Source organism: Bradyrhizobium sp. B025 (assembly GCF_042257955.1).
In the GTDB taxonomy this organism is placed as follows: domain Bacteria; phylum Pseudomonadota; class Alphaproteobacteria; order Rhizobiales; family Xanthobacteraceae; genus Bradyrhizobium; species Bradyrhizobium diazoefficiens.
The window spans coordinates 4,122,230-4,143,268 of sequence record NZ_CP170150.1; the positions used below are offsets into that span (position 1 = coordinate 4,122,230).

Annotated in this window: 20 protein-coding genes; 11 read left to right on the forward strand and 9 right to left on the reverse strand. The window is 64.7% G+C overall.

What is annotated here, in order from left to right; genetic code table 11:
* The first annotated feature begins 113 nt into the window (after positions 1 to 113).
* From sufB to ACE10W_RS19000, 7 genes are all read left to right on the forward strand, one after another.
* Entirely contained in the window at positions 114 to 1,610 is a 1,497-nt protein-coding gene (gene sufB, locus ACE10W_RS18970; RefSeq protein WP_271557350.1) for a Fe-S cluster assembly protein SufB, read from the forward strand.
* Between the two features lie 61 nt (positions 1,611 to 1,671).
* The gene (gene sufC, locus ACE10W_RS18975; RefSeq protein ID WP_028171266.1) at positions 1,672 to 2,421 is read left to right on the forward strand and encodes a Fe-S cluster assembly ATPase SufC; all 750 of its coding nucleotides are present in this window, start codon (positions 1,672 to 1,674) and stop codon (positions 2,419 to 2,421) included.
* A 12-nt stretch (positions 2,422 to 2,433) separates the two neighbouring features.
* Complete coding sequence (sufD, locus tag ACE10W_RS18980) at positions 2,434 to 3,738, forward strand: Fe-S cluster assembly protein SufD (protein WP_271557355.1); 1,305 nt, start codon at positions 2,434 to 2,436, stop codon at positions 3,736 to 3,738.
* On the forward strand, positions 3,735 to 4,982 hold the full coding sequence (locus tag ACE10W_RS18985; RefSeq protein WP_375762670.1) for a cysteine desulfurase: 1,248 nt from the start codon (positions 3,735 to 3,737) through the stop codon (positions 4,980 to 4,982). The genes sufD and ACE10W_RS18985 overlap by 4 nt, the downstream gene beginning before the upstream one ends.
* Complete coding sequence (locus ACE10W_RS18990; protein ID WP_011087115.1) at positions 4,979 to 5,350, forward strand: SUF system Fe-S cluster assembly protein; 372 nt, start codon at positions 4,979 to 4,981, stop codon at positions 5,348 to 5,350. Before ACE10W_RS18985 ends, ACE10W_RS18990 begins: the two co-directional genes overlap by 4 nt.
* A gap of 123 nt (positions 5,351 to 5,473) precedes the next feature.
* Complete coding sequence (locus ACE10W_RS18995; protein ID WP_014495548.1) at positions 5,474 to 5,815, forward strand: iron-sulfur cluster assembly accessory protein; 342 nt, start codon at positions 5,474 to 5,476, stop codon at positions 5,813 to 5,815.
* Positions 5,816 to 6,013: 198 nt separating this feature from the next.
* Complete coding sequence (locus tag ACE10W_RS19000; RefSeq protein ID WP_271557359.1) at positions 6,014 to 6,454, forward strand: TfoX/Sxy family protein; 441 nt, start codon at positions 6,014 to 6,016, stop codon at positions 6,452 to 6,454.
* 64 nt (positions 6,455 to 6,518) lie between these two features.
* Here ACE10W_RS19000 and fabA read toward each other — a convergent pair whose 3' ends face one another.
* The 4 genes from fabA to ACE10W_RS19020 form a co-directional block, all read right to left on the reverse strand.
* A complete protein-coding gene (fabA, locus tag ACE10W_RS19005; RefSeq protein ID WP_271557361.1) occupies positions 6,519 to 7,049 on the reverse strand; it encodes a bifunctional 3-hydroxydecanoyl-ACP dehydratase/trans-2-decenoyl-ACP isomerase in 531 nt (176 codons plus the stop codon).
* A gap of 98 nt (positions 7,050 to 7,147) precedes the next feature.
* Positions 7,148 to 8,215 carry a GGDEF domain-containing protein gene (locus tag ACE10W_RS19010; RefSeq protein WP_375762671.1) on the reverse strand — a complete coding sequence of 356 codons (1,068 nt, stop codon included), beginning with the start codon at positions 8,213 to 8,215 and terminating at the stop codon, positions 7,148 to 7,150.
* Between the two features lie 163 nt (positions 8,216 to 8,378).
* The gene (locus ACE10W_RS19015; RefSeq protein WP_038967106.1) at positions 8,379 to 9,881 is read right to left on the reverse strand and encodes a DEAD/DEAH box helicase; all 1,503 of its coding nucleotides are present in this window, start codon (positions 9,879 to 9,881) and stop codon (positions 8,379 to 8,381) included.
* A 290-nt stretch (positions 9,882 to 10,171) separates the two neighbouring features.
* Positions 10,172 to 11,152: a helix-turn-helix domain-containing protein gene (locus ACE10W_RS19020; protein WP_271557366.1), complete on the reverse strand. Its 981-nt coding sequence runs from the start codon at positions 11,150 to 11,152 to the stop codon at positions 10,172 to 10,174.
* Positions 11,153 to 11,358: 206 nt separating this feature from the next.
* On the opposite strand from ACE10W_RS19020, the gene ACE10W_RS19025 reads away from it, so the two are divergent.
* Complete coding sequence (locus tag ACE10W_RS19025) at positions 11,359 to 12,870, forward strand: caspase domain-containing protein (RefSeq protein ID WP_375762672.1); 1,512 nt, start codon at positions 11,359 to 11,361, stop codon at positions 12,868 to 12,870.
* 28 nt (positions 12,871 to 12,898) lie between these two features.
* Here the strand turns inward: ACE10W_RS19025 and ACE10W_RS19030 are convergent, their stop codons facing one another.
* On the reverse strand, positions 12,899 to 13,174 hold the full coding sequence (locus tag ACE10W_RS19030; RefSeq protein ID WP_028171274.1) for a hypothetical protein: 276 nt from the start codon (positions 13,172 to 13,174) through the stop codon (positions 12,899 to 12,901).
* Between the two features lie 179 nt (positions 13,175 to 13,353).
* Here ACE10W_RS19030 and ACE10W_RS19035 point away from each other — a divergent pair, with 179 nt between their 5' ends.
* Complete coding sequence (locus ACE10W_RS19035; RefSeq protein WP_011087123.1) at positions 13,354 to 14,529, forward strand: FAD-dependent oxidoreductase; 1,176 nt, start codon at positions 13,354 to 13,356, stop codon at positions 14,527 to 14,529.
* Positions 14,530 to 14,708: 179 nt separating this feature from the next.
* On the forward strand, positions 14,709 to 15,467 hold the full coding sequence (locus ACE10W_RS19040; protein WP_271557372.1) for an outer membrane protein: 759 nt from the start codon (positions 14,709 to 14,711) through the stop codon (positions 15,465 to 15,467).
* Between the two features lie 95 nt (positions 15,468 to 15,562).
* Here the strand turns inward: ACE10W_RS19040 and ACE10W_RS19045 are convergent, their stop codons facing one another.
* The 4 genes from ACE10W_RS19045 to parE form a co-directional block, all read right to left on the reverse strand.
* Positions 15,563 to 16,333 carry an SDR family NAD(P)-dependent oxidoreductase gene (locus ACE10W_RS19045; RefSeq protein WP_060911855.1) on the reverse strand — a complete coding sequence of 257 codons (771 nt, stop codon included), beginning with the start codon at positions 16,331 to 16,333 and terminating at the stop codon, positions 15,563 to 15,565.
* A gap of 21 nt (positions 16,334 to 16,354) precedes the next feature.
* On the reverse strand, positions 16,355 to 16,540 hold the full coding sequence (locus ACE10W_RS19050) for a hypothetical protein (protein WP_375762673.1): 186 nt from the start codon (positions 16,538 to 16,540) through the stop codon (positions 16,355 to 16,357).
* 318 nt (positions 16,541 to 16,858) lie between these two features.
* Positions 16,859 to 17,641, reverse strand: coding sequence for an outer membrane protein (locus ACE10W_RS19055; protein ID WP_038967111.1), 783 nt, complete (start codon positions 17,639 to 17,641; stop codon positions 16,859 to 16,861).
* 429 nt (positions 17,642 to 18,070) lie between these two features.
* Positions 18,071 to 20,116, reverse strand: a complete 2,046-nt coding sequence (gene parE, locus ACE10W_RS19060; RefSeq protein WP_011087127.1) for a DNA topoisomerase IV subunit B — start codon at positions 20,114 to 20,116, stop codon at positions 18,071 to 18,073.
* A gap of 273 nt (positions 20,117 to 20,389) precedes the next feature.
* On the opposite strand from parE, the gene ACE10W_RS19065 reads away from it, so the two are divergent.
* Positions 20,390 to 20,920, forward strand: coding sequence for a DedA family protein (locus ACE10W_RS19065; protein WP_011087128.1), 531 nt, complete (start codon positions 20,390 to 20,392; stop codon positions 20,918 to 20,920).
* The last annotated feature ends 119 nt before the right edge of the window (positions 20,921 to 21,039 follow it).

Consider the following 21,039-nt stretch of genomic DNA (forward strand, 5'->3'; position numbering starts at 1 on the left):
GCGACGAAACACGGCTTGAATGGTTCTAAGCGCGTGCTTTCGGCCAGAAAACATCGTAATACTCGTTCGAGTTTGATCCACCGCGGTCCTTGAAACCGCGAGCGGAGGATAGAATGCCAGCCGTGCAAGAGACGGTCGAGCGCGTGAAGCGCATCGACGTCGATCAGTATCGTTATGGGTTTGAGACCCTGATCGAGTCCGACAAGGCCCCCAAGGGGTTGTCGGAAGAGACCGTCAAGTTCATCTCCGAAAAGAAGAACGAACCCGCCTGGATGCTCCGGTGGCGGCTCGAGGCCTATCGGCGCTGGCTGACCATGACCGAGCCGACCTGGGCGCGCGTCGACTATCCCAAGATCGATTTCCAGGACCTCTATTACTATTCGGCGCCGAAGCCGAAGAAGTCGATCACCTCGCTCGACGAGATCGATCCGGAGATCCTGAAGACCTACGAGAAGCTCGGCATTCCCCTGCGGGAAGTCGCCATGCTCGAAGGCGTCGAGCCGAAGGTGGGCGAGGAAGACCCGGCCCGGCGCAAGATCGCGGTCGATGCGGTGTTCGATTCGGTCTCGGTCGCCACCACCTTCAAGGCGGAGCTGAAGAAGGCCGGCGTGATCTTCATGCCGATCTCGGAGGCGATCCGCGAGCATCCCGAGCTGGTGCAAAAGTATCTCGGCTCGGTGGTTCCGACCTCAGACAATTTCTACGCGACGCTGAACTCGGCGGTGTTCTCCGACGGCTCGTTCGTCTACGTGCCGCCGGGCGTGCGCTGCCCGATGGAGCTGTCGACCTATTTCCGCATCAACGAGCGCAACACCGGCCAGTTCGAGCGCACGCTGATCATCGCCGACAAGGGCTCCTACGTCTCCTATCTCGAGGGCTGCACCGCGCCGCAGCGCGACGAGAACCAGCTGCATGCCGCCGTGGTCGAGCTCGTCGCGCACGATGACGCCGAGATCAAATATTCGACGGTGCAGAACTGGTATCCCGGCAATTCGGAAGGCAAGGGCGGCATCTACAATTTCGTCACCAAGCGTGGCGACTGCCGCGGCGACCGCTCCAAGATCTCCTGGACCCAGGTCGAGACCGGCTCCGCCATCACCTGGAAATATCCGAGCTGCATCCTGCGCGGCGACAATTCCAGCGGCGAATTCTACTCGATCGCGATCTCGAACGGCTTCCAGCAGGTCGATTCGGGCACCAAGATGATCCATCTCGGCAAGAACACATCGAGCCGCATCATCTCCAAGGGCATCGCGGCGGGCAAATCGCAGAACACCTATCGCGGCCTCGTGACCGCGCACCGGAAAGCCACCGGCGCGCGCAACTTCACGGCCTGCGATTCGCTGCTGATCGGCGACAAATGCGGCGCGCACACCGTGCCGTATATCGAGGCGAAGAACTCCTCGGCGACGTTCGAGCACGAGGCCACGACCTCGAAGATCTCCGAGGACGTGCTGTTCTACTGCATCCAGCGCGGCCTTTCGCAAGAGGAAGCCGTCGGCCTCGTCGTCAACGGCTTCGTCAAGGACGTGCTCCAGCAGCTCCCGATGGAGTTCGCGGTGGAAGCGCAGAAGCTGATCTCGATCTCGCTGGAAGGGTCGGTCGGTTAACACCGACCCTCGCGGTGCGCTTCGGCGCTCCATGCATCATTTGAATAGACTGGACACCAAAATGGCTTTGCTTGAAGTGAAAGACCTGCAGGTTCGCGTCGAGGAGCGTGAGATCCTCCACGGGCTGACGCTGACCGTGAACGAAGGCGAGGTGCACGCGATCATGGGGCCGAACGGCTCCGGCAAGTCGACGCTCTCCCACGTCATCGCCGGCAAGCCCGGTTATGAAGTCACCGGCGGCCAGATCCTGTTCAAGGGCGAGGACCTCCTGGAGATGGCCCCGGACGAGCGCGCCGCGAAGGGCGTGTTCCTGGCGTTCCAGTATCCGGTGGAAATCCCCGGCGTCGCCACCATGACCTTCCTGCGCACCGCGCTGAACGCGCAGCGCAAGGCGCGCGGCGAGAGCGAATATTCGACCCCGGACTTCCTGAAGAAGGTCCGCGAAGTCTCGAAGTCGCTGAACATCCCGCAGGACATGCTCAAGCGCGGCGTCAATGTCGGCTTCTCCGGCGGCGAGAAGAAGCGCAACGAGGTGCTTCAGATGGCGCTGTTCGAGCCGAGCCTGTGCATTCTCGACGAGATGGATTCCGGCCTCGACATCGACGCGCTGCGGATTGCGGCCGACGGCGTCAACGCGCTGCGCGCGCCCAAGCGCGCGATGGTCGTCATCACCCATTATCAGCGGCTGCTGAACTACATCGTGCCTGATTTCGTGCACGTGATGTCGAAGGGCCGCGTCGTGAAGAGCGGCGGCAAGGAGCTGGCGCTGGAGCTGGAAGATTCCGGCTACGCCCAGTTCGAGGACGCGTAAGGATTGTTGGAGATGAACGTTGCTGTGGCAAAGACCGGAAACGGCCGCGCGGTGAGCGATCTCTTCGCCAGCGCCGAAGGCCGCCTGCCTGGTTCGCCGGCGGTCGTAGCAGTGCGCCGCGAGGCGTTCGAGACCTATGAGCGTCTCGGCCTGCCGCACCGCCGGATCGAGGAATGGAAATACACCGACCTGCGCGCGCTGGTCGGCGAGGTGTTGCCGCTTGCGGCTGCGCCCGATGCGGCCGCGCTGAAACGCGCTGCGGACGCCGTGAAGGCGCACGCGATCGAAGGCGCGCGCAAGCTGGTGCTGGTCGATGGCGTGTTCGCGGCCGACCTTTCCGACGTCAAGGCGCTTGCCTCCGAGGTAGGCTTCAAGACGCTCCGGGAGACGCTGGAGAAGGATGCCGCTCTCCTGAAGACGGCGTCCACCGACGCCGTGATCGCGCTGAACGCAGCGCTGGCGACCGACGGCGTCGTGCTGTCGATTGCCGATGGCGCGCAGCTGTCCGCGCCGATCCAGATCATTCATATCGCGACTGCGGCTTCCGCTTCGGCCTTCACCCGCTCGCAGGTCGCGGTCGGGAATGGCGCGCGCGCCACCATCATCGAAAGCTTCGTTGCGGCCGGTGCAAAGGCCTACCAGGTCAGCGACGCCGTGATCGTGACGATCGGCGACAACGCCGACGTCGCGCATATCCGCCTGATGGACGACGCGCCTGACGCGGTGAACATCACCTCGCAATTCGTCACCGTCGGCGCCAACACCAAGGTCAATTTCTTCAACATGACCAGCGGCGCCGCCGTCAGCCGCCTCCAGGGCTTCATCACGCTGGCGGGCGAGGGCAGCGATCTCGCGATCAATGGCGTGAACCTGTTGCAGAAGACCGAGCATGGCGACACCACGCTGGTGGTGGACCATGCCGTGCCGAATTGCGTCAGCCGCGAGATCTTCCGCGCCGTGATCGACGACCGCGCCCATTCGGTGTTCCAGGGCCGCATCATCGTCCGTCCCGACGCGCAGAAGACCGACGGCAAGATGATGACGCGGGCGCTGCTGCTCTCGGACGAAGCCGAGGCCGACAACAAGCCCGAGCTCGAGATCTTTGCCGACGACGTCTCCTGCGGCCACGGCGCCACCGCCGGCGCGCTGGACGACAGCCTGCTGTTCTATCTGAAGGCGCGCGGCCTGCCTGAGAAGCAGGCCCAGGCGCTGCTGATCCAGGCCTTCGTGGGCGAGGCGATCGAGCAGATCGCCGATGACGGCTTGCGCGAGCACGTGATCGGCATTGCCGAGCGCTGGCTGGAGCGGCGGTCATGAGCACGCATCCGGCAGTCAGGAACGGCTCCTACGACGTCGCCCGCGTCCGCCAGGATTTCCCGGCGCTGGCCATGCAGGTCTACGGCAAACCGCTGGTCTATCTCGACAACGCCGCCTCCGCGCAGAAGCCGCAAGTCGTGCTCGACCGCATGACGCAGGCCTATACGAGCGAATACGCCAACGTGCATCGCGGCCTGCATTACCTCGCCAACGCCGCGACCGAAGCCTATGAGGGCGGCCGCACCAAGGTCGCGCAGTTCATCAACGCCGGCCGCACCGAAGAGGTGATCTTCACCCGCAACGCGACGGAGGCCATCAACCTGGTCGCCTCGTCCTGGGGCGGGCCGAACATCAATGAGGGCGACGAGATCGTCATCTCGATCATGGAGCACCACTCCAACATCGTGCCCTGGCATTTCCTCAGGGAAAGACAGGGCGCGGTGATCAAATGGTCGCCGGTCGACGACGAGGGCAATTTCCTCATCGAGGAGTTCGAGAAGCTCCTGACGGCGAAGACCAAGCTGGTTGCGATCACGCAGATGTCGAACGCGCTCGGTACCATCGTCCCGATCAAGGACGTCGTGAAGATCGCCCACGCCCGCGGCATCCCCGTGCTGGTCGACGGCAGCCAGGGCGCGGTGCATATGCCCGTCGATGTCCAGGATCTCGGCTGCGACTTCTACGTCTTCACCGGCCACAAGGTCTACGGCCCGACCGGCATCGGCGTGCTCTGGGCCAAGTACGACCATCTCGTCGCGATGCGCCCCTATAACGGCGGCGGCGAGATGATCCGCGAGGTCTCGCGCGATGTCGTCACCTACGGCGATCCCCCGCACAAGTTCGAGGCCGGCACACCCGCGATCGTCGAGGCCGTCGGCCTTGGCGCCGCGATCGACTACGTCAATTCGATCGGCAAGGAGCGCATCGCCGCGCACGAGCACGATCTCGTCACCTACGCCCAGGAGAAGCTGCGCGAGATCAACTCGCTGCGGCTGATCGGCACCGCCCGCGGCAAGGGCCCGGTGATCTCCTTCGAGCTCAAGGGCGCGCATGCCCACGACGTCGCCACCGTGATCGACCGCCAGGGCATCGCGGTGCGCGCCGGCACCCATTGCGTGATGCCGCTTTTAGAGCGGTTCAACGTGACGGCTACATGCCGGGCCTCGTTCGGCATGTATAATACGCGGGAAGAAGTCGATCATCTGGCACAGGCGCTTTTGAAGGCGCGGGATTTGTTCGCATGAGTGACACGGCCGAAATCAAAGCCAATCCGATGGAAACCCGGTCGGCGCTGCCGCCGGAGGAAACCGAGCGGCTGACCACCGAGATCATCGCGGGCCTCAAGACCGTGTTCGATCCGGAGATTCCGGCCGACATCTACGAGCTCGGCCTGATCTACAAGGTCGAGATCAAGGACGACCGCTCCGTCGACGTTCAGATGACGCTGACGACGCCGAACTGCCCCGCTGCCGGCGAGTTGCCGACCATGGTCGAAAATGCGGTCGCCAGCGTCCCCGGCGTCGGCGTGGTCGACGTCAAGGTCGTCTGGGAGCCGCCCTGGACGCCCGAACGCATGAGCGACGAGGCCCGCCTCGTGCTCAACATGTGGTGACGCGTACGTTCTGCTTTTCATTCCTGGCATTGAATTTGCTCCGCAACGGACCACATCACTGACATGACACAGGCAACACCAGCATCCTCCACTCCGAAGCCGCGGCGGCCGCGCCCGCAGGTGATGCGGCTGACGGATGCCGCCGCCCAGCGCATCAGCGAGCTGACCCAGCGCGCCGATTCCGAGATCGTCGGCCTGCGCGTCGGTGTGAAGAACGGCGGCTGCGCCGGTCAGTCCTACACCGTCGAGTACGCCCATGATGTCCGCCCGACCGACGAGGTCGTCGAGGACAAGGGCGTCAAGATCCTGGTCGATCCCAAGGCCGTCCTGTTCCTGCTCGGCACCGAGATGGACTACAAGGCCGACAAGATGCAGGCCCAGTTCGTCTTCAACAACCCCAACCAGGTCTCCGCCTGCGGCTGCGGCGAATCGGTCGAGCTGCGGCCGGCCAAGATCGACGGGTAGGCCCGGCTCTCTCGTTTCACTCCGCCGTCGTCCTGGCGAAAGCCAGGACCCATACCGCGTGATCTCTCGATTGTGGGAAGTGCCGGTGCCGCGTAGCGTGACTTCGAGTCTTCGCTAAACTCCTCCCTGGGGTAATGGGTCCTGGCTCCCGTGCGCAATTGCGCACTAGGCCAGGACGACGATGAGGAGAGGGGGGCCATGGACCGCGAATTCCTGATCGACCTGTTCGCCGATTTCGGCCCCGTCACCATCCGCAAGATGTTCTCCGGCTACGGCATCTCCGCCGACGGCACCAACTTCGCGCTCGCCCTGCGCGCGGGTCTGTTCTTGCGTGCCGACGAAGTGACCATCCCGGACTTCGAGACAGAAGGCTCAAAGCCGTTCCAGTACTCGACCCGCGCCAAGACCGTGACGGTCAACTCCTACTGGGAGCTGCCCGCGCGCTTGTTCGACGATTCCCAGGAGCTTGCGCAATGGGCGAGGGCGGCGCTCGCCGCCGCCCAGCGCGCCAAGGTGAAGAAGCGACCCAAGGGCAAGAAGGCGTCGAAGAAGGTCGCGCCGAAGAAGCCCGTTGCGAGGAAGCGGCCAATCAAGAAAGCGGTTCGTGGGGTGGGCAAAGCGAAGCGTGCCCACCGTTGAGGTGCTGGTGCGGAGAGACATGGTAGGCACGGCGCTGCGCGCCTTTGCCCACCCCTACACGACTTCACTCCACCGCTTTGGTCAGGCCTACCCGCATATCCTTGGCCGTGAAGACGCAGGCGCCATCGGCAAGCATCCGGCCGTCGGCAATTCCGAGCACCAGCTTGCCGCGCCGGACCATGCGCATGGCGACCTCGTAGCGCACGCGTTGCGCGGTCGGTGTGATCTCGCCCGTACATTCCACCTCGCCGACGCCGATGGCGCGGCCTTTGCCCGGTGAGCCCGACCAGCCGAGCCAATAGCCGATCATCTGCCACATGGCGTCGAGCCCGAGAGAGGACGGCATCAGCGGATCGCCGCGAAAGTGGCAGTCGAAGAACCAATGGCCCGGTACAATGTCGAGCTCGCCGACGATATGGCCCTTGCCGAACTCGCCGCCGTCCAGGCTGATCTCGGAGATGCGGTCCATCATCAGCATCGGCGGTGCCGGCAATTGCGCATTGCCGGGACCGAAATAGCCGCCTTCGCTCGACCTCAGCAGCTCGTCCCTGGTGTAGGACGGTTGCGGCGTGTGGAAATCATGAGGGTTGGGCAAGACGACATGTCCTCGCGTCAGGCGCGTTGAGCCAGCGCGGAAGATGTCGCCCGTCAGGAAAGAATGTCAAGCGCGCGCGGTTCAGCGCGGTGCTTCCGTCACGCCACCCGGCTGTGCGTCTCCACCGCGAATTCCGGATCCGCTTCGCAGATCACGCGGTTGCGGCCGTTGCGCTTGGCGGCGTAGAGGCAGGCATCGGCGCGTTCGATCAGCGCGTCGGTGTCGTCGCCCGGCTTGAGCATGGAGACGCCGACGGAGATGGTGACGCGGCCGAGAATCTCGCCGGTGGACTTCTTCTTCAACTCCTTCGCCATCACGGCGCGGCGGATGTGGTCGGCGACCGTGAGGGCCTGGCGCAGCGCGGTGTTGGGCAGCAGGACGGCGAACTCCTCGCCGCCATAGCGCGCGGTGATGTCCTGGCCCTTGATGGTCTGCTTCATGGACAGACCGACCAGGCGCAGCACCTGGTCGCCGGTGAGATGGCCGTAGGAATCGTTGAACGACTTGAAGTGGTCGATGTCGAACAGCAGCAGCGACAGCGGCTCGCCTGATGCGAGCGCACTCTGAACGGCCATGCCGATCATGCGATCGAAATATTTGCGGTTGCCGAGGCCCGTGAGCGGGTCGGTCAGGCTCTCGGCACGGATCGCCTCCAGGCTCTGCTGGAGATTGCTGATCTCGTTCCTGGACAGCGTCAGCCGGTCTTCCAGCGCCTTGTTGGTCTCGCGCATCTCGCTGGTCGAGCGCACCAGCGTCTCGACGATCGCCTTGATCTGCTCGCGGCTCTTGGCCGACGACAGCCTTTCGGTCGCGTCCGACAGGCTGGCGTCGTAGGAGCCGGTCATGCCGAGCGCATCGCCGAGAACCTTCATCACGTCATCGATCTCGCCGATGACGCGCGCGCCGACCTTGTCGATGCGGTCGGTGGTCTTGATGTGGGAGAGATAGGTCTCGTAGATCTGCTCGAGATCGGCTTCGGTCAGCTTGCCGTGGCGGGCCAGCGTCTCGTTGATGATCTTGTTGAGCGGTGCGTTGTAGCCGGTCGCGTAGACGTACCAGATCTCGTAATTGCGGGGAATTGCTGTCTGCCGAAGCGATCGAATCTGACCGAGCGCCACCTCGGCGAACGCTATCGTGCGTTCGTGTTCGTCGAGCACCTTGACCACGGAACATACCCCACGGCGGCCAATGCATCGTCGACCGCAGCAATGCTTAAATTATGTTCGTAGGCTAACGGACGATCGTGAACGACCCGTAAATATACGTTCACGAATGCGTCTGAAAACGTGTGCGGCGCTCTGTCTCAACCAACCTGAAACGCGTCGCGCTTCAGGCGCCGGCGGGGGAGCGGACCGGGCGCAACAGAAACGCCGGAAGGTGGGAATGATCGCCCGGCTCGGTGTCGGCCTCGCGCTGGCGGCGCGGTTCGGGACGGCCGATCGACGGCACATGCGACGCATTGGCCTGCGGGCGCGAGCCGTGACGCGGCTCGGGTGATGGCCTGGCTTCGCGCGGAGGTCTCGGCTCGCGTGCGGGCCTCGCCTCGGGGGCGGGGCGTGCTTCGGCTGAAGGCCGCGCCTCGCGCGGCTCGTGGCTGCGCTCACGGTCGCGGCCGCGTTGCGGCTTGCCGCGTCCGCCGCGTGAACGTTCGCGGCCGCGCTGCTCGCGCGGACGGTCGGTCGCATCGCCGGCTTCTGCGTGGACTTCGTAGTCGCCTTCAGCGCGCGGAATGCTCTGGCCGATCAGCTTTTCGATCGCAACCATCGACTTCTGGTCGAGCGGCGTGACGATCGAGATCGCCGTACCGCTGCGGCCGGCGCGGCCGGTGCGGCCGACGCGATGGACGTAGTCGTCGGGATGGTGAGGGACGTCGAAATTGAAGACGTGGCTGACCTCGGGGATGTCGAGGCCGCGGGCGGCGACGTCGGAGGCGACCAGCAACGGCAGCTCACCCTTGCGGAACTGCTCGAGTGCGGCCATGCGGGCCGGCTGGTCCATGTCGCCGTGCAGCGCGCCGACGCTGAAGCCGTGCTTCTGGAGCGATTTGTGAACGATCGCGACTTCGCGCTTGCGATTGCAGAAGATGATCGCGTTCTTGAGATCCTTCGCCTCGCGCAGCAGGCGGCGGAGCAGTTCGCGCTTTTCATGCGCCTCGCGCCCGGCCGGGACCTGGGACTGCGTGACGGTGACGGCGGTGGTGGCGGGCTTGGAGACTTCGACCTTCTGCGGGTTGTGCAGGAAGGTCTCGGTGATGCGCCGGATTTCCGGCGGCATGGTCGCGGTGAAGAACAGGGTCTGCCGCGTGAACGGGACGAGCTTGCAGATGCGCTCGATGTCGGGAATGAAGCCCATGTCCAGCATGCGGTCGGCTTCGTCGATGACGAGCAGTTCCACGCCGGTGAGCAGCAGGCCGCCGCGCTCGGTGTGGTCGAGCAGGCGGCCCGGGGTTGCGATCAGCACGTCGACACCGCGCGTCAGCTTGGCATCCTGGTCGCCGAACGAGACGCCGCCGATCAGCAGGGCGACGTTGAGCTTCTGGCCGGCGCCGTAGCGATCAAAATTCTCTTTGACCTGTGCCGCGAGCTCGCGGGTTGGCTCCAGGATCAGGGTGCGCGGCATGCGCGCCCGGGCTCTGCCCTTTTCGAGGATGGTGAGCATCGGCAGCACGAAGGCCGCGGTCTTGCCGGTGCCGGTCTGGGCGATGCCGAGGACGTCCTTGCGTGCGAGGACGTGAGGGATCGCCTGTTCCTGAATGGGGGTGGGGGTGGTGTAACCGGTGGCCGCCACTGCGGCGAGGACTTTTTCGGATAGTCCGAGATTTGAAAAGGACATTGAGCCTCTGGTCGAAACCGCCGTTCGGAATCGAGGGTAATAAGGCTGGTCGCGTTCCACCCCGAAACGGCGCGCTCTCTAGGAAGCTGGGGGTGCTGACTCACGCGAACAAAGCGCAAGGCTCAGGAATCGCTCTTCGATCCGAGCTGCGTCGCCCCGGAACATAGGCGGGAATTGGCCAAAGTCAATGGAGCAGGCGCGGGAAGGCCCTAAAAACCCTGAGGTTTTACCCAAATAGCGGGCCCGGCTGGGGTTTTTCGCCTCGGCCATTGGCCGGGCGGAGGCGGCGCCTAATGCCCCTCTGGGACCCGGGCCCGGAAGTCGCCGGGGGCCATGCCATAGGCGGCGTTGAAGACCCGGTAATAGGTCGCCAGGCTCTCGAAGCCGCAGGAGGTCGCGATGTCGGCGATCAACCGCTCCGGCGCCTCGCGCAGCAGGCGGCGGCTTCTCTTCAGGCGCTCGTTGGTCACGGTCTGCGAGAAGCTTTTCTCCGCGGCTTCGAACAGCATGTGCAGGTGACGCACGGAAACGCCGAGCAGGTCGGCCACCATCGACGGCGCCAGGTCCGGGTTTTGCAGGTGGCGCGCGATCAGGCGCCGCGCCTGCGAGAGACGGGCGGTCCGCAGCGCAGCCTGTCCGAGCCGGCTGCCGGGGCGCACGATGCCGCGCTCGATCAGCGCCAGATGGGCCAGCGCTTGAACCAAGGAGGTCTGGACAAGGGAGGTCGCATCGGCAGCACTGTCATCGCCAGCGGCGGCCTCGCCGAGATCGGCAAAGCAGGCCGCGAGCAGGGGCGCCAGCGCATGGTCATTGAAGGTCTTCGGCGTGAGTTCGCGGATGCGCCTGTCCTGCGCCGGGATGCGGCTCACCGGGATCTTCAGGATGCGCAGGTGGAAGCCCCCGGCGCCGAGTGGCGCGGTGCGATAGGGCAGGTCGGTATGGCTGGTGGCGAAGCTGCCATTGGCGATCGCGAAGTCGGATCCGCGCATGCCGCCGAACCAGCCGCCGCTGCCGAGCTGCTGATAGACGCAGATGCTGTCGCCGGGTGTGTAGGCGATGTCCGAGGTGCTGCGCTCGACCGTGTAGTGCGAGGCCTTCAGCTCGACGAGACCGCCAGCGCCGAGCTGGCGCAGTGAGAATTCGCCGAAGAAGTCCGCGCGCCGTTCGCGCTCGAGCTCGGCGGTGACGCCGAACAGGCCCTTGGCGCGCACCTCGCGCCAATAGTCGAAGCGCTCCTGCGGCTCGACCTCGTCAGTGCACCAGCGATACACGATAGCCCCTCGTCCGCGAACGGAATTGCGCCTAAGAGAAAGCAGATTCCAGCTGTTCTTGCCATAGGCCCAGACGATGGAACCGGTGGCTGTGCCGGTTGAACCGCCGCTATGGCTGGACCGACTATGACAACAACGGCCGAAGGTCGACAATGGACTGTACGAGGGGCGCCGGCGGTAAGCCGTCCTGCAACGGGAATTTTTCGATGACGCGTCGGCTTTTCAGAATTCTGGTGACCCTTGGCCTCGCGGCGAGCCTTGGCGGCTTCGCGCTTCCTGCTTGTGCCGAGAAGCGCGTCGCGCTCGTCGTCGGCAACAACGACTACAGGAACGTCCCGAAACTGCTCAAGGCGGTCAACGACGCCCGCACCATGGGCGACACGCTGAAGCAGCTCGGCTTCTCGGTGATGGTCGCGGAGAACCAGAGCCGGCAGCAATTCTCCGAGACGCTGCTCGCGTTCGACCGGGCGATCGAGCCCGGCGACACCGCCTTCTTTTTCTATGCCGGCCACGGTTTCGAGATCGCGGGCCAGAACTACCTGCTGCCGACCGACGTGCCGGCGGCGACGGAAGGGCAGGAAGAGCTGGTGCGCGACGCCTCCATCCTGGCGGACCGCATCGTCGAGCGCCTTCAAAACAAGAAGGCGCGGACCTCGATCCTGGTGTTCGACGCTTGCCGCAACAATCCGTTCGAGCGCAAAGGGACCCGCGCGGTCGCCGGCGGCGGGCTCGCGCCGATGATGCAGCTGCCCGAAGGCGTGTTCTCCGTGTTCTCGGCCGGTCCCCGCCAGACCGCGCTCGATCGCCTCTCCAACGACGACGCCGATCCCAATTCGGTGTTCACGCGCACCTTCGCCAAGGAGCTGCTGCAACCCGGCGAGAACCTCGTGCAGGTGGCGCAGCGCACCCGCCGTCTCGTCAGCGAAATGGCCGACACCGTCAAGCACAGGCAGGTGCCGGTCTATTTCGACCAGATGGTCGACGACGTCTTCTTGAGCGGTATCGCGAAAGACGCGGCTGCGCGGCCGGCCGATCCGCCGGCGCAGAAGCTTGCGGCGCTGCCGCCGGTGTCGGTGCCGCGCGTGCAGAAGGAGGAAACCACCAACGCGCCGATCGCGAGCTTCTCGCGCCACAATGGCGGCTGGAGCGTGGTGTTCTCCTTCGCCGATCCGACGCTCGGCATTTCCTGGCGCATGGCCGGCAATGGCGATTTCCGCGAGACCGGATTCATCGACACGCTCGATCCGCGCACGCGCAAGCGGATGCCGAACCCGTCGATCGAATTGCCGCCGGATGCACAGGCCGGCACCATCGAGGTCCGCTATGTCGATCAGTCGGGCGACATGCAGGGCCCGTTCCCGATCAGGTTCGATCCCGAGGCCGCGCTGATCCGCGACCAGCGCAAGATCCTCGACATGACCGCGACGAGCTGGCTGTCATTCCGCGAGTTCAACGGGCTGCTCGTCTACTACACGCACCTTGTGTCCTACCGCTGCGCCATCCGCGAGGTGCGCATCGGCATCGACACCGCGGTACCCAACCAGGTGCTGAAGATGCCGGGGTGTGACATGCGCGACCCCAGCGCGATCACCGCCGGCATGCCGCTCTACATGAAGCTCGCTCCGGCCACGCAGTTCGTCTCGGTGGAGCTGACCTATCGCGACGGCAGCGTATCGGAGATCAAGAGTTTTCGCGCGGCGAACCGCAGCAACAACTGAGGTGTCGCGCAGGCGGCGTCCGCCGCCGCTACGCGCGGCGCTTCCTGATGCGGCGCTTGATGGACTCGACGGCTTCGATCAAGGGGGGAGCGAGCGAGAAGAGCGCGCCCATCGCGATCGAAATGATGACGTGGCGAAGCAGGAGCTTCTCCGGCTCCTCGAACGGATAGCCGTTCTGGTCGATGGGCACCGGCGCAAGCGTGCCGGTCTGCCGCCGATGCGACTTCCGCGGCGGGATCATGATCACGACGAAAAGCACGTTGATCAGGATCCAGACGCCGAGCAGTATGAGGATAGTCCGCACCGCAATTTCCTGAAAGAAATCGAAATTCGTTGCAACGCTAACGGGCATTCACAGCTGCGGCAAATTAAACTTGCTTGCTGCACCGCACAGAAAACTTAAGTCGTAAATGAGGGGCGGCCTTGAACCCGAGTTCCTCCGTAAAAGTCCGGTGTTGCATCGTCGGCGGCGGACCCGCCGGCATGATGCTCGGCTATCTCCTGGGGCGCGCGGGCATCGACGTCGTGGTGCTGGAGAAGCATGCGGATTTCTTTCGCGACTTTCGCGGCGACACCGTGCATCCATCGACGCTCCAGGTGATGGATGAGCTCGGCCTGATCGACGGTTTCCTGAAGCTGCCGCACCAGCGCTTGCAGAAGATGGACGGCCTGTTCGGCGGTACGCCGGTGCGCATCGCCGATCTGAGCCGGCTGAACACGAAGTACCCGTTCATCGCCTTCATGCCGCAATGGGACTTCCTGAACTTCCTGCGCGAGGCCGGCAAGCGCTTCGCCTCGCTCAGGGTGATGATGAACACGGAAGCCGTCGACCTGATCCGCCGCGGTGAGACGTTCGCCGGCGTGCGGGCAAAGACGCCGGAGGGACCGATCGACATCGAGGCGGATCTCACCATCGCCTGCGACGGCCGGCATTCGACGGTGCGCGAGCGCGCCGGTCTCGAGGTCGTGGAAATCGGCGCACCGATGGACGTGCTGTGGTTTCGCGCCGGCCGCAAGGCGGACGAGACGGAAAGTGTGTTCGCTCGCGTCGAGCCCGGCAAGATGATGATCACCTTCGACCGCGGCGACTATTGGCAATGCGCCTACGTCATCGCCAAGGGGCAGCACGATGCGGTGAAGGCGAGGGGATTGCAGGCGCTGCTCGACGACGTCGTGCGCATGGCGCCGATCCTCCGAAGCGGCATTGCCGACGTGAAGAGCTTCGACGACATCAAGCTGCTCACCGTCGCGATCAACCGCCTGGCGCGCTGGACGCGGCCGGGCCTGCTTCTCATCGGCGACGCCGCGCATGCGATGTCGCCGGTCGGCGGCGTCGGCGTCAATCTCGCCGTGCAGGATGCGGTCGCGACCGCCAACCTGCTCGCGGACAAGCTTCAGCACGGCTGCCCGTCCGAGGATGAGCTCGACGCCGTGCGCCGCCGGCGCGAGTTCCCGGTGAAGATGACGCAAGCCATGCAGGTGATCGTGCAGAACAACATCATCAGCGGCGCCCTGCAGGGCGGCGACCGGCCGTTGAAGGTGCCGCTGATCGTGCGCCTGATCACCGCGCTGCCATGGCTCCAGGGCATCCCGGCGCGCCTGATCGCGCTCGGCGTGCGGCCCGAGCACGTTCAGTCCAAGGCCGCGCCGGCATCGTAGCGCTGTAATCGGGTAGGGATAATTTCGCGTTAAATCGCGCGCGGCGCGTTGCGGGCGTGCAACAGCGCAGACGGATTCAAGCACCGCAACCTGCCAATCCGGCGTCTTAACTTTGTTGATTCAAATTTGAGTAAGACCTGCATGTGAGCGTGCGCCCATCAAAGGACACGGGGTGTACCATGCGTAAAAAATTGATTGCCGCCTTCGCCTGCACGACCGCGCTGGTTTCGACCGGCGCTGCCGCCGCCGATCTCGGTGCGCGCTACACGAAGGCGCCCGCCTATGTCGAGCCGCTGTTCAACTGGACCGGTTTCTATGTCGGCGGCCACATCGGTGGCGCCTGGACCAACGAGCAGTTCATCAACAACGGGACGGGCGCGGCGTTCGGCGATTTGCTCCCGGGAGAGGGTTATCGTCAGCGCGGCTCCGGCATCATGGGCGGCGCCCAGATCGGCTACAACTGGCAGGCCAACAACTATGTGTTCGGCATGGAAGGCACCATCTCCGGCCTCGACAATAAGGGCACCGTCGTGAACACCGCGTTCGCCCCGGCGAACGACGTGTTCTCCTGGCGTGCCAATGTGCTGACGACGGTCGTCGGTCGCGCGGGCTTTGCCGTGCAGAACAACCTCTTCTACATCAAGGGCGGCTACGCGGGCGTCAACAATCGGCTCTCGGTCACCGACCCCGTTGTGACGGCTACAGGCGGCCAGACTCACTGGGCCAATGGCTGGACCGTCGGCGCCGGCTGGGAATACGGCGTCACCCGCAACTGGATCGTCGGCCTCGAGTACAACTACGCGGCCTTCGGCAGCCAGACCTATCAGCTCGGCGGCCTCGCGGGCAACTACACCTTCGATGCCAAGCCGCGCGACATCCAGTGGGCCGTCGTGCGCGCGAGCTACAAGTTCGACGCGCCGGCCATCGCGCGCTACTGAGCAACGAACGACCAAGCAGCAAAAAAGACGATCACTGACAAATTCAAAGCCCCGGCATTGCCGGGGCTCTTTTTTTCGTGCAGCGAGCGTGCGTCTTAGGCCATCACCGAGAACCCGCCGTCAACGGGGATCGCGGTGCCCGTGACGAAGTTCGAGGCGGGTGAGGCGAGGAACACCGCGATGCCGGCGAAGTCGTCGATCTCGCCCCAGCGCCCCGCAGGCGTCCGCGCCAGCACGCGCTCGTGCAGGCCCGACACCTGCTGCCGCGCGCCGCGGGTGAGGTCGGTGTCGATCCAGCCCGGCAGGATGGCGTTGACCTGGATGTTGTCGGGCGCCCAGGCATTGGCGCAGGCGCGCGTGTATTGCACGATGCCGCCCTTGCTCGCCGCGTAAGCCGTCGCGAAGCTGGCGCCGAAGATCGACATCATCGAGCCGATGTTGATCACCTTGCCGTTGCCGGACGCCTTCAGCGCCGGATAGGCCAGCTTCGAGCACACGAAGGCGCTGGTGAGGTTGGTATCGATCACCTTGTTCCACTCGTCGAGCTCGAGCTCGTGCGGCGGCTTGCGGATGCTCATGCCGGCATTGTTGATGAGGATGTCGATGCGGCCGAACTCCTTGACGACGCGGTCGATCATGGCTGCGACCGCCGCCTGGTCGGTCACGTCGGTGGTGACGGCGATTGCCTTCACGCCGCGCTGTCTGAGATCGGCAACGGCGGTGGCCGACTTGGTTTCGTTGCGCCCGACCACGGCGATATTGGCGCCGGCATCGGCGAGCCCGTGCGCGAGGCCGAGCCCGATGCCGCCATTGCCTCCTGTGACGATCGCGACCTTGCCGCGGAGATCGAACCGGCTGGATGTCATGCTTTCACTTCCTGGTTTCTTCTATTGGTTGCTTTGCCAGATCAGGACCAGCCCGAACCCGGCCATGGCAGCACCATGGCCGGCCCATTGCAGCTGGTTGACCATGAAGCTCGATCGCGGCCAGGGAACGGTGCCCGTGCCCTGTCCGATCCAGAGCAGCCCGACGGCGAGGACAAACAGGCCTGCGATCAGCAGAAATCTGCGCATGCATTCCTCCCCGTTGGTCTGGTTCCGCCGCGGCCTAAGGCATGAACGACTGCCGCGGCCACGAAAACTTGGGCGCACAGTAACCGTAGCTGCGGTTCGGATACAACGGCGGCGCTCGCACAAGCGTCCGGCGTAAGCGGGAGCCACGGCGATGCGCGCTGCTCGGGGTAGGGCGATCACCAATACGGACCGGGCGGAGATCGAAGTCAGCTCGCCTGCGCCTGCAAGTCGCTGAAGGCGGTCGTCGGCCGCCGGCATTCCCGCAACGAAAAAGCCCCGGACGATGCCGGGGCTTTGACGTCTGAACTTGCGTTCGGATCAGTACTTGGCGACGACCGGGCCGGTCCAGTTGAAGCGGTAGACCAGCGAGGTCGAAACCGTCTGGTTCCAGCTGTTGGCGCGGATGCTGTTGACCAGCGGAACGTTGCCGGCGTCGAGCAGCTCGGTCTGGGTCTTGGCATTGTAGAAGGCCGAGCGATATTCGGTCTTCATGAACCAGCCGGGCGAGGTGATGCCGAAGATATTCAGGCTGTTCTCGACGCCGCCACCGATGAACCAGCCGTTGCGGTTGTAGCTGGCGAGATGAGCGCCGACGGGCACGCCCGCGAGGTCCGTGAAGTTGGTCTGGCCGAAGTGAGCGCCTGAGTAACCGCCATTGACGTAGGAGAGAACGTTCGGGGCGACCAGCCAGCCGAGGCGAACGCCCGCGGCCCAGGAGTCTTCCAGCTTCTGGTTGCCGGTGATGCCGAAGATCGGATCCTGAATGGTGGCGCGGATGCTGCCGAACTGACCGTCGGCGAACACACCGGCGACCCAAGTGCCGCTGAACTGCCAGTCGTAGCCGAGACCGACGGTGCCGAACCAGCCCGAGCCACCCTGGCGTTGGGTGATCGTCAGCGGGGTGCCCGTGACAGTATCAACCACGCTCTGGTCAGCGTTCGACAGGCCACCGCCGCCACCGCCGAAGATGTAGAAGCCGGTCCAGTTGGCAACCGGAGCCGCCATCGGAGCCTTCACGTAGGGACGCGCCGCGAGATCAGCCGCCGAGGCCGAACCGGTCATCGCCGCAACCGCGGTCAGAGCCAGCAAAATCTTCTTCATGATAAAATCCCCAACCTTGGTCTGTAGCAGGCGCGAGCGCACTGAAGTTCGTGTCATCTGATGCCCGGACTATAGACGCTTTCCGCCGAAATGCTGTTGCGTGGCAGGCACAGTCGCCGGAAAACGCCCGCCGGCCGGCCCCGGGGAGGATGACGTTAGACTTACAAAAAGAGATGTAATTTCAGTGCGTTATGTGGATTCTCGAATTCCTGGCCCGGGTAAGATTTCGTTAGCAAACTCAGCCTTGTCCGAAGCGGAGGTAGTCCTGCCTCGGCCTTGGTGCCGGTGAGTCGCGGGCCGAGTCGCGGGCCGGTGCGCGGCGTGGAGCGGCGGCGTCCGGCATGAAGTGCCGGGACGAGGGCGGTATCGTCTCCACAAATGAAAAAGCCCCGGACTTGAGCCGGGGCTTTTCGACGGGACCGCGCGAGGTCAGACGTCGAGCAGATCCTCGTTCGCGAATTCGGCCTTGTCCGAAATGAAGGCAAACCGCGCCTCGGCTTTGGTGCCCATCAGACGTTCCACCGAATCGGCGGTGGTGTCGCGATCATCCGCCAGCAGGACCACCTTCAGCATGGTCCGCTTGGCCGGATCCATGGTGGTCTCCTTGAGCTGCGCCGGCATCATTTCGCCGAGGCCTTTGAAGCGGTTCACCTCGACCTTGGCGTTGGCGTTGAACTCGCTCTTGATCAGCGCCTCCTTGTGCGCGTCATCGCGGGCGTAGACCGACTTCGAGCCGTGGGTGAGCTTGTAGAGCGGCGGCACCGCGAGGAAGAGGTGGCCCTCGTCGATCAGCCGCGGCATCTGCCGGTAGAAGAAGGTGATCAGCAGCGAGGCGATATGGGCGCCGTCGACGTCGGCGTCGGTCATGATGATGATGCGCTGATAGCGCAGATCCTCTTCGCGATATTGCGCGAGCGTGCCGCAGCCGATCGCCTGCACGAGGTCGGAAAGCTGGGCGTTCGCCGTCAGCTTGTCCTTGCCGGCAGAAGCGACGTTGAGGATCTTGCCGCGCAGCGGCAGCACGGCCTGGGTCTTGCGGTCGCGTGCCTGCTTGGCGCTGCCGCCGGCCGAGTCGCCCTCGACGATGAACAGTTCGGAACCTTCGGTGCCGGCGTCGCTGCAGTCGGCGAGCTTGCCGGGCAGGCGCAGCTTCTTGCCCGCGGTTTTCCGCGCGGTCTCCTTCTCCTGGCGGCGGCGCAGGCGCTCCTCGGCGCGGTCGATCACGAAGTCGAGCAGCTTGTTGGCCTGGTTCGGATTGCCCGACAGCCAATGGTCGAACGGATCCTTCATTGCCTGCTCGACGATGCGTTGCGCTTCGGCGGTAGCGAGCCGATCCTTGGTCTGGCCCTGGAATTCAGGCTCGCGCACGAACACCGAGAGCATCACCGCCGCACCCACCATCACGTCTTCCGACGTGATGGACGAGGCGCGCTTGCCCTGGCCGACGCGCTCGGCGTGATCCTTCAGGCCGCGCAGCAGCGCGCTCCGCAGGCCGGATTCATGCGTGCCGCCATCGGGCGTCGGCACCGTGTTGGTGTAGGACGAGAGGAAGCCGTCGGCATCCGCGGTCCAGGCGACCGCCCATTCGCAGGCGCCATGCGCGCCGTTGCGGCCCGACTTGCCGGAGAAGATGTCGGGATGCACCAGCGTGTCGGCGTGGATCGCGGCGGCGAGATAATCCTTCAGGCCGCCGGGGAAGTGGAAAGTCGCTTCCGCCGGCACGTCGTCGATGCCCTTGAGCAGTTCGGGCGCGCAGTTCCAGCGGATCTCGACGCCGCCGAACAGATAGGCCTTTGAACGCGTCATCTTGAACAGGCGCTGCGGCTTGAACGCGGCCTTGGCGCCGAAGATGTCGGTATCGGGCTTGAAGCGCACGCGCGTGCCGCGGCGGTTGTTGATCTTGCCGAGATCCTCGAGCTTGCCCTTGGGGTGCCCGCGCTCGAACGTCATGCGGTAGAGTTTCTGGCTGCGCGCGACCTCGACCTCGAGAAGGGAGGAGAGGGCGTTCACGACGGAGATGCCGACGCCGTGCAGGCCGCCCGAGGTCTCGTAGACCTTGCTGTCGAACTTGCCGCCCGAATGCAGTGTGCACATGATGACTTCGAGCGCCGACTTCTTCGGAAACTTCGGGTGCGGATCGATCGGGATGCCGCGGCCGTTGTCGGTGACGGTGAGAAAGCCGTCCGCGCTGAGCTCGACGCCGATGAAGGTCGCGTGCCCGGCGAGCGCCTCGTCCATCGAGTTGTCGATGACTTCGGCGAACAGGTGATGCAGCGCCTTCTCGTCAGTTCCGCCGATATACATGCCGGGTCGGCGCCGCACCGGTTCCAGGCCTTCGAGCACCTCGATGTCGGCCGCGGTGTAGTCGGCTTCCGCGCCGCCCGCGCGTGGCGACGCCTTGGCGGCGGCGCGGGGCTTCGGCTCGTTGCCGCCGAAAAAGTCGTCTTTTGCTTTTGGTTTCAACTGCTTGGACATGAATTTTGATGTGTTTTGAGGGCCGCGCGGGCGGCGAATCGGTTCGGGCGACTATGACACGGCTGGCCTGGAAAGGTCACCGCAGGGCCGGCGGGGGCTGGGGTTGGGAGCTAATCCCGGCGATTTTACGCCGCGGGCCGCTCTGTTCCCGGCAATTTGACGGTGAGGTCGACGCTCAGCCGGGTTTTGTGACTTGATGTCACACAAGTCCCTGGCTTACCAGTCTTTTTCACTGAGCAGGACCTTGAGACGGGGCGGGAAGGCTATTCTGGCATGGAGCAGTTTGCGCACGCACTGGCCGACTTCGTGCGTGCTCACGAGGCTTGGGCGGCTCCGATCGTGTTCCTGCTGGCGTTCGGGGAGTCGCTCGCCTTCATCTCGCTGCTCATTCCGGCCTGGGGCGCACTGGTGGCGATCGGCGCGCTGATCGGGGTCAGCGGCATCAGCTTCTATCCGGTGTGGATTGCCGGCGGCCTCGGCGCGGCGCTCGGCGACTGGGTCTCCTACTGGTTCGGCTATCGCTACAAGGAGCATGTCGCGCAGATGTGGCCGCTCTCGCGCTATCCGGAACTTCTGCCCAGGGGTGAGGCCTTCGTGCGGAGCTGGGGCGTGCCCAGCATCTTCATCGGCCGGTTCTTCGGCCCCTTGCGCGCGTCCGTGCCGCTTGCTGCCGGCATTTTCGAGATGCCCTATTGGAGCTTCCAGGCCGCCAATTTCGTCTCGGCGCTGGTCTGGTCGGCGGCGCTGCTGCTGTTCGGCGACGTGATCGCGAAGATCATGGAATGGATCTGGCGCGTGATCTGACGCCTGAACCTTGACGGGAACCGGATCTGGCCCTATAGCCCCGCGCCATGATCAACGCCGCGACCATCCTGTTCGCCCGTCGCCGCCGCCGCTCTTTAGCGGTTTGGGCGGTCGATCGC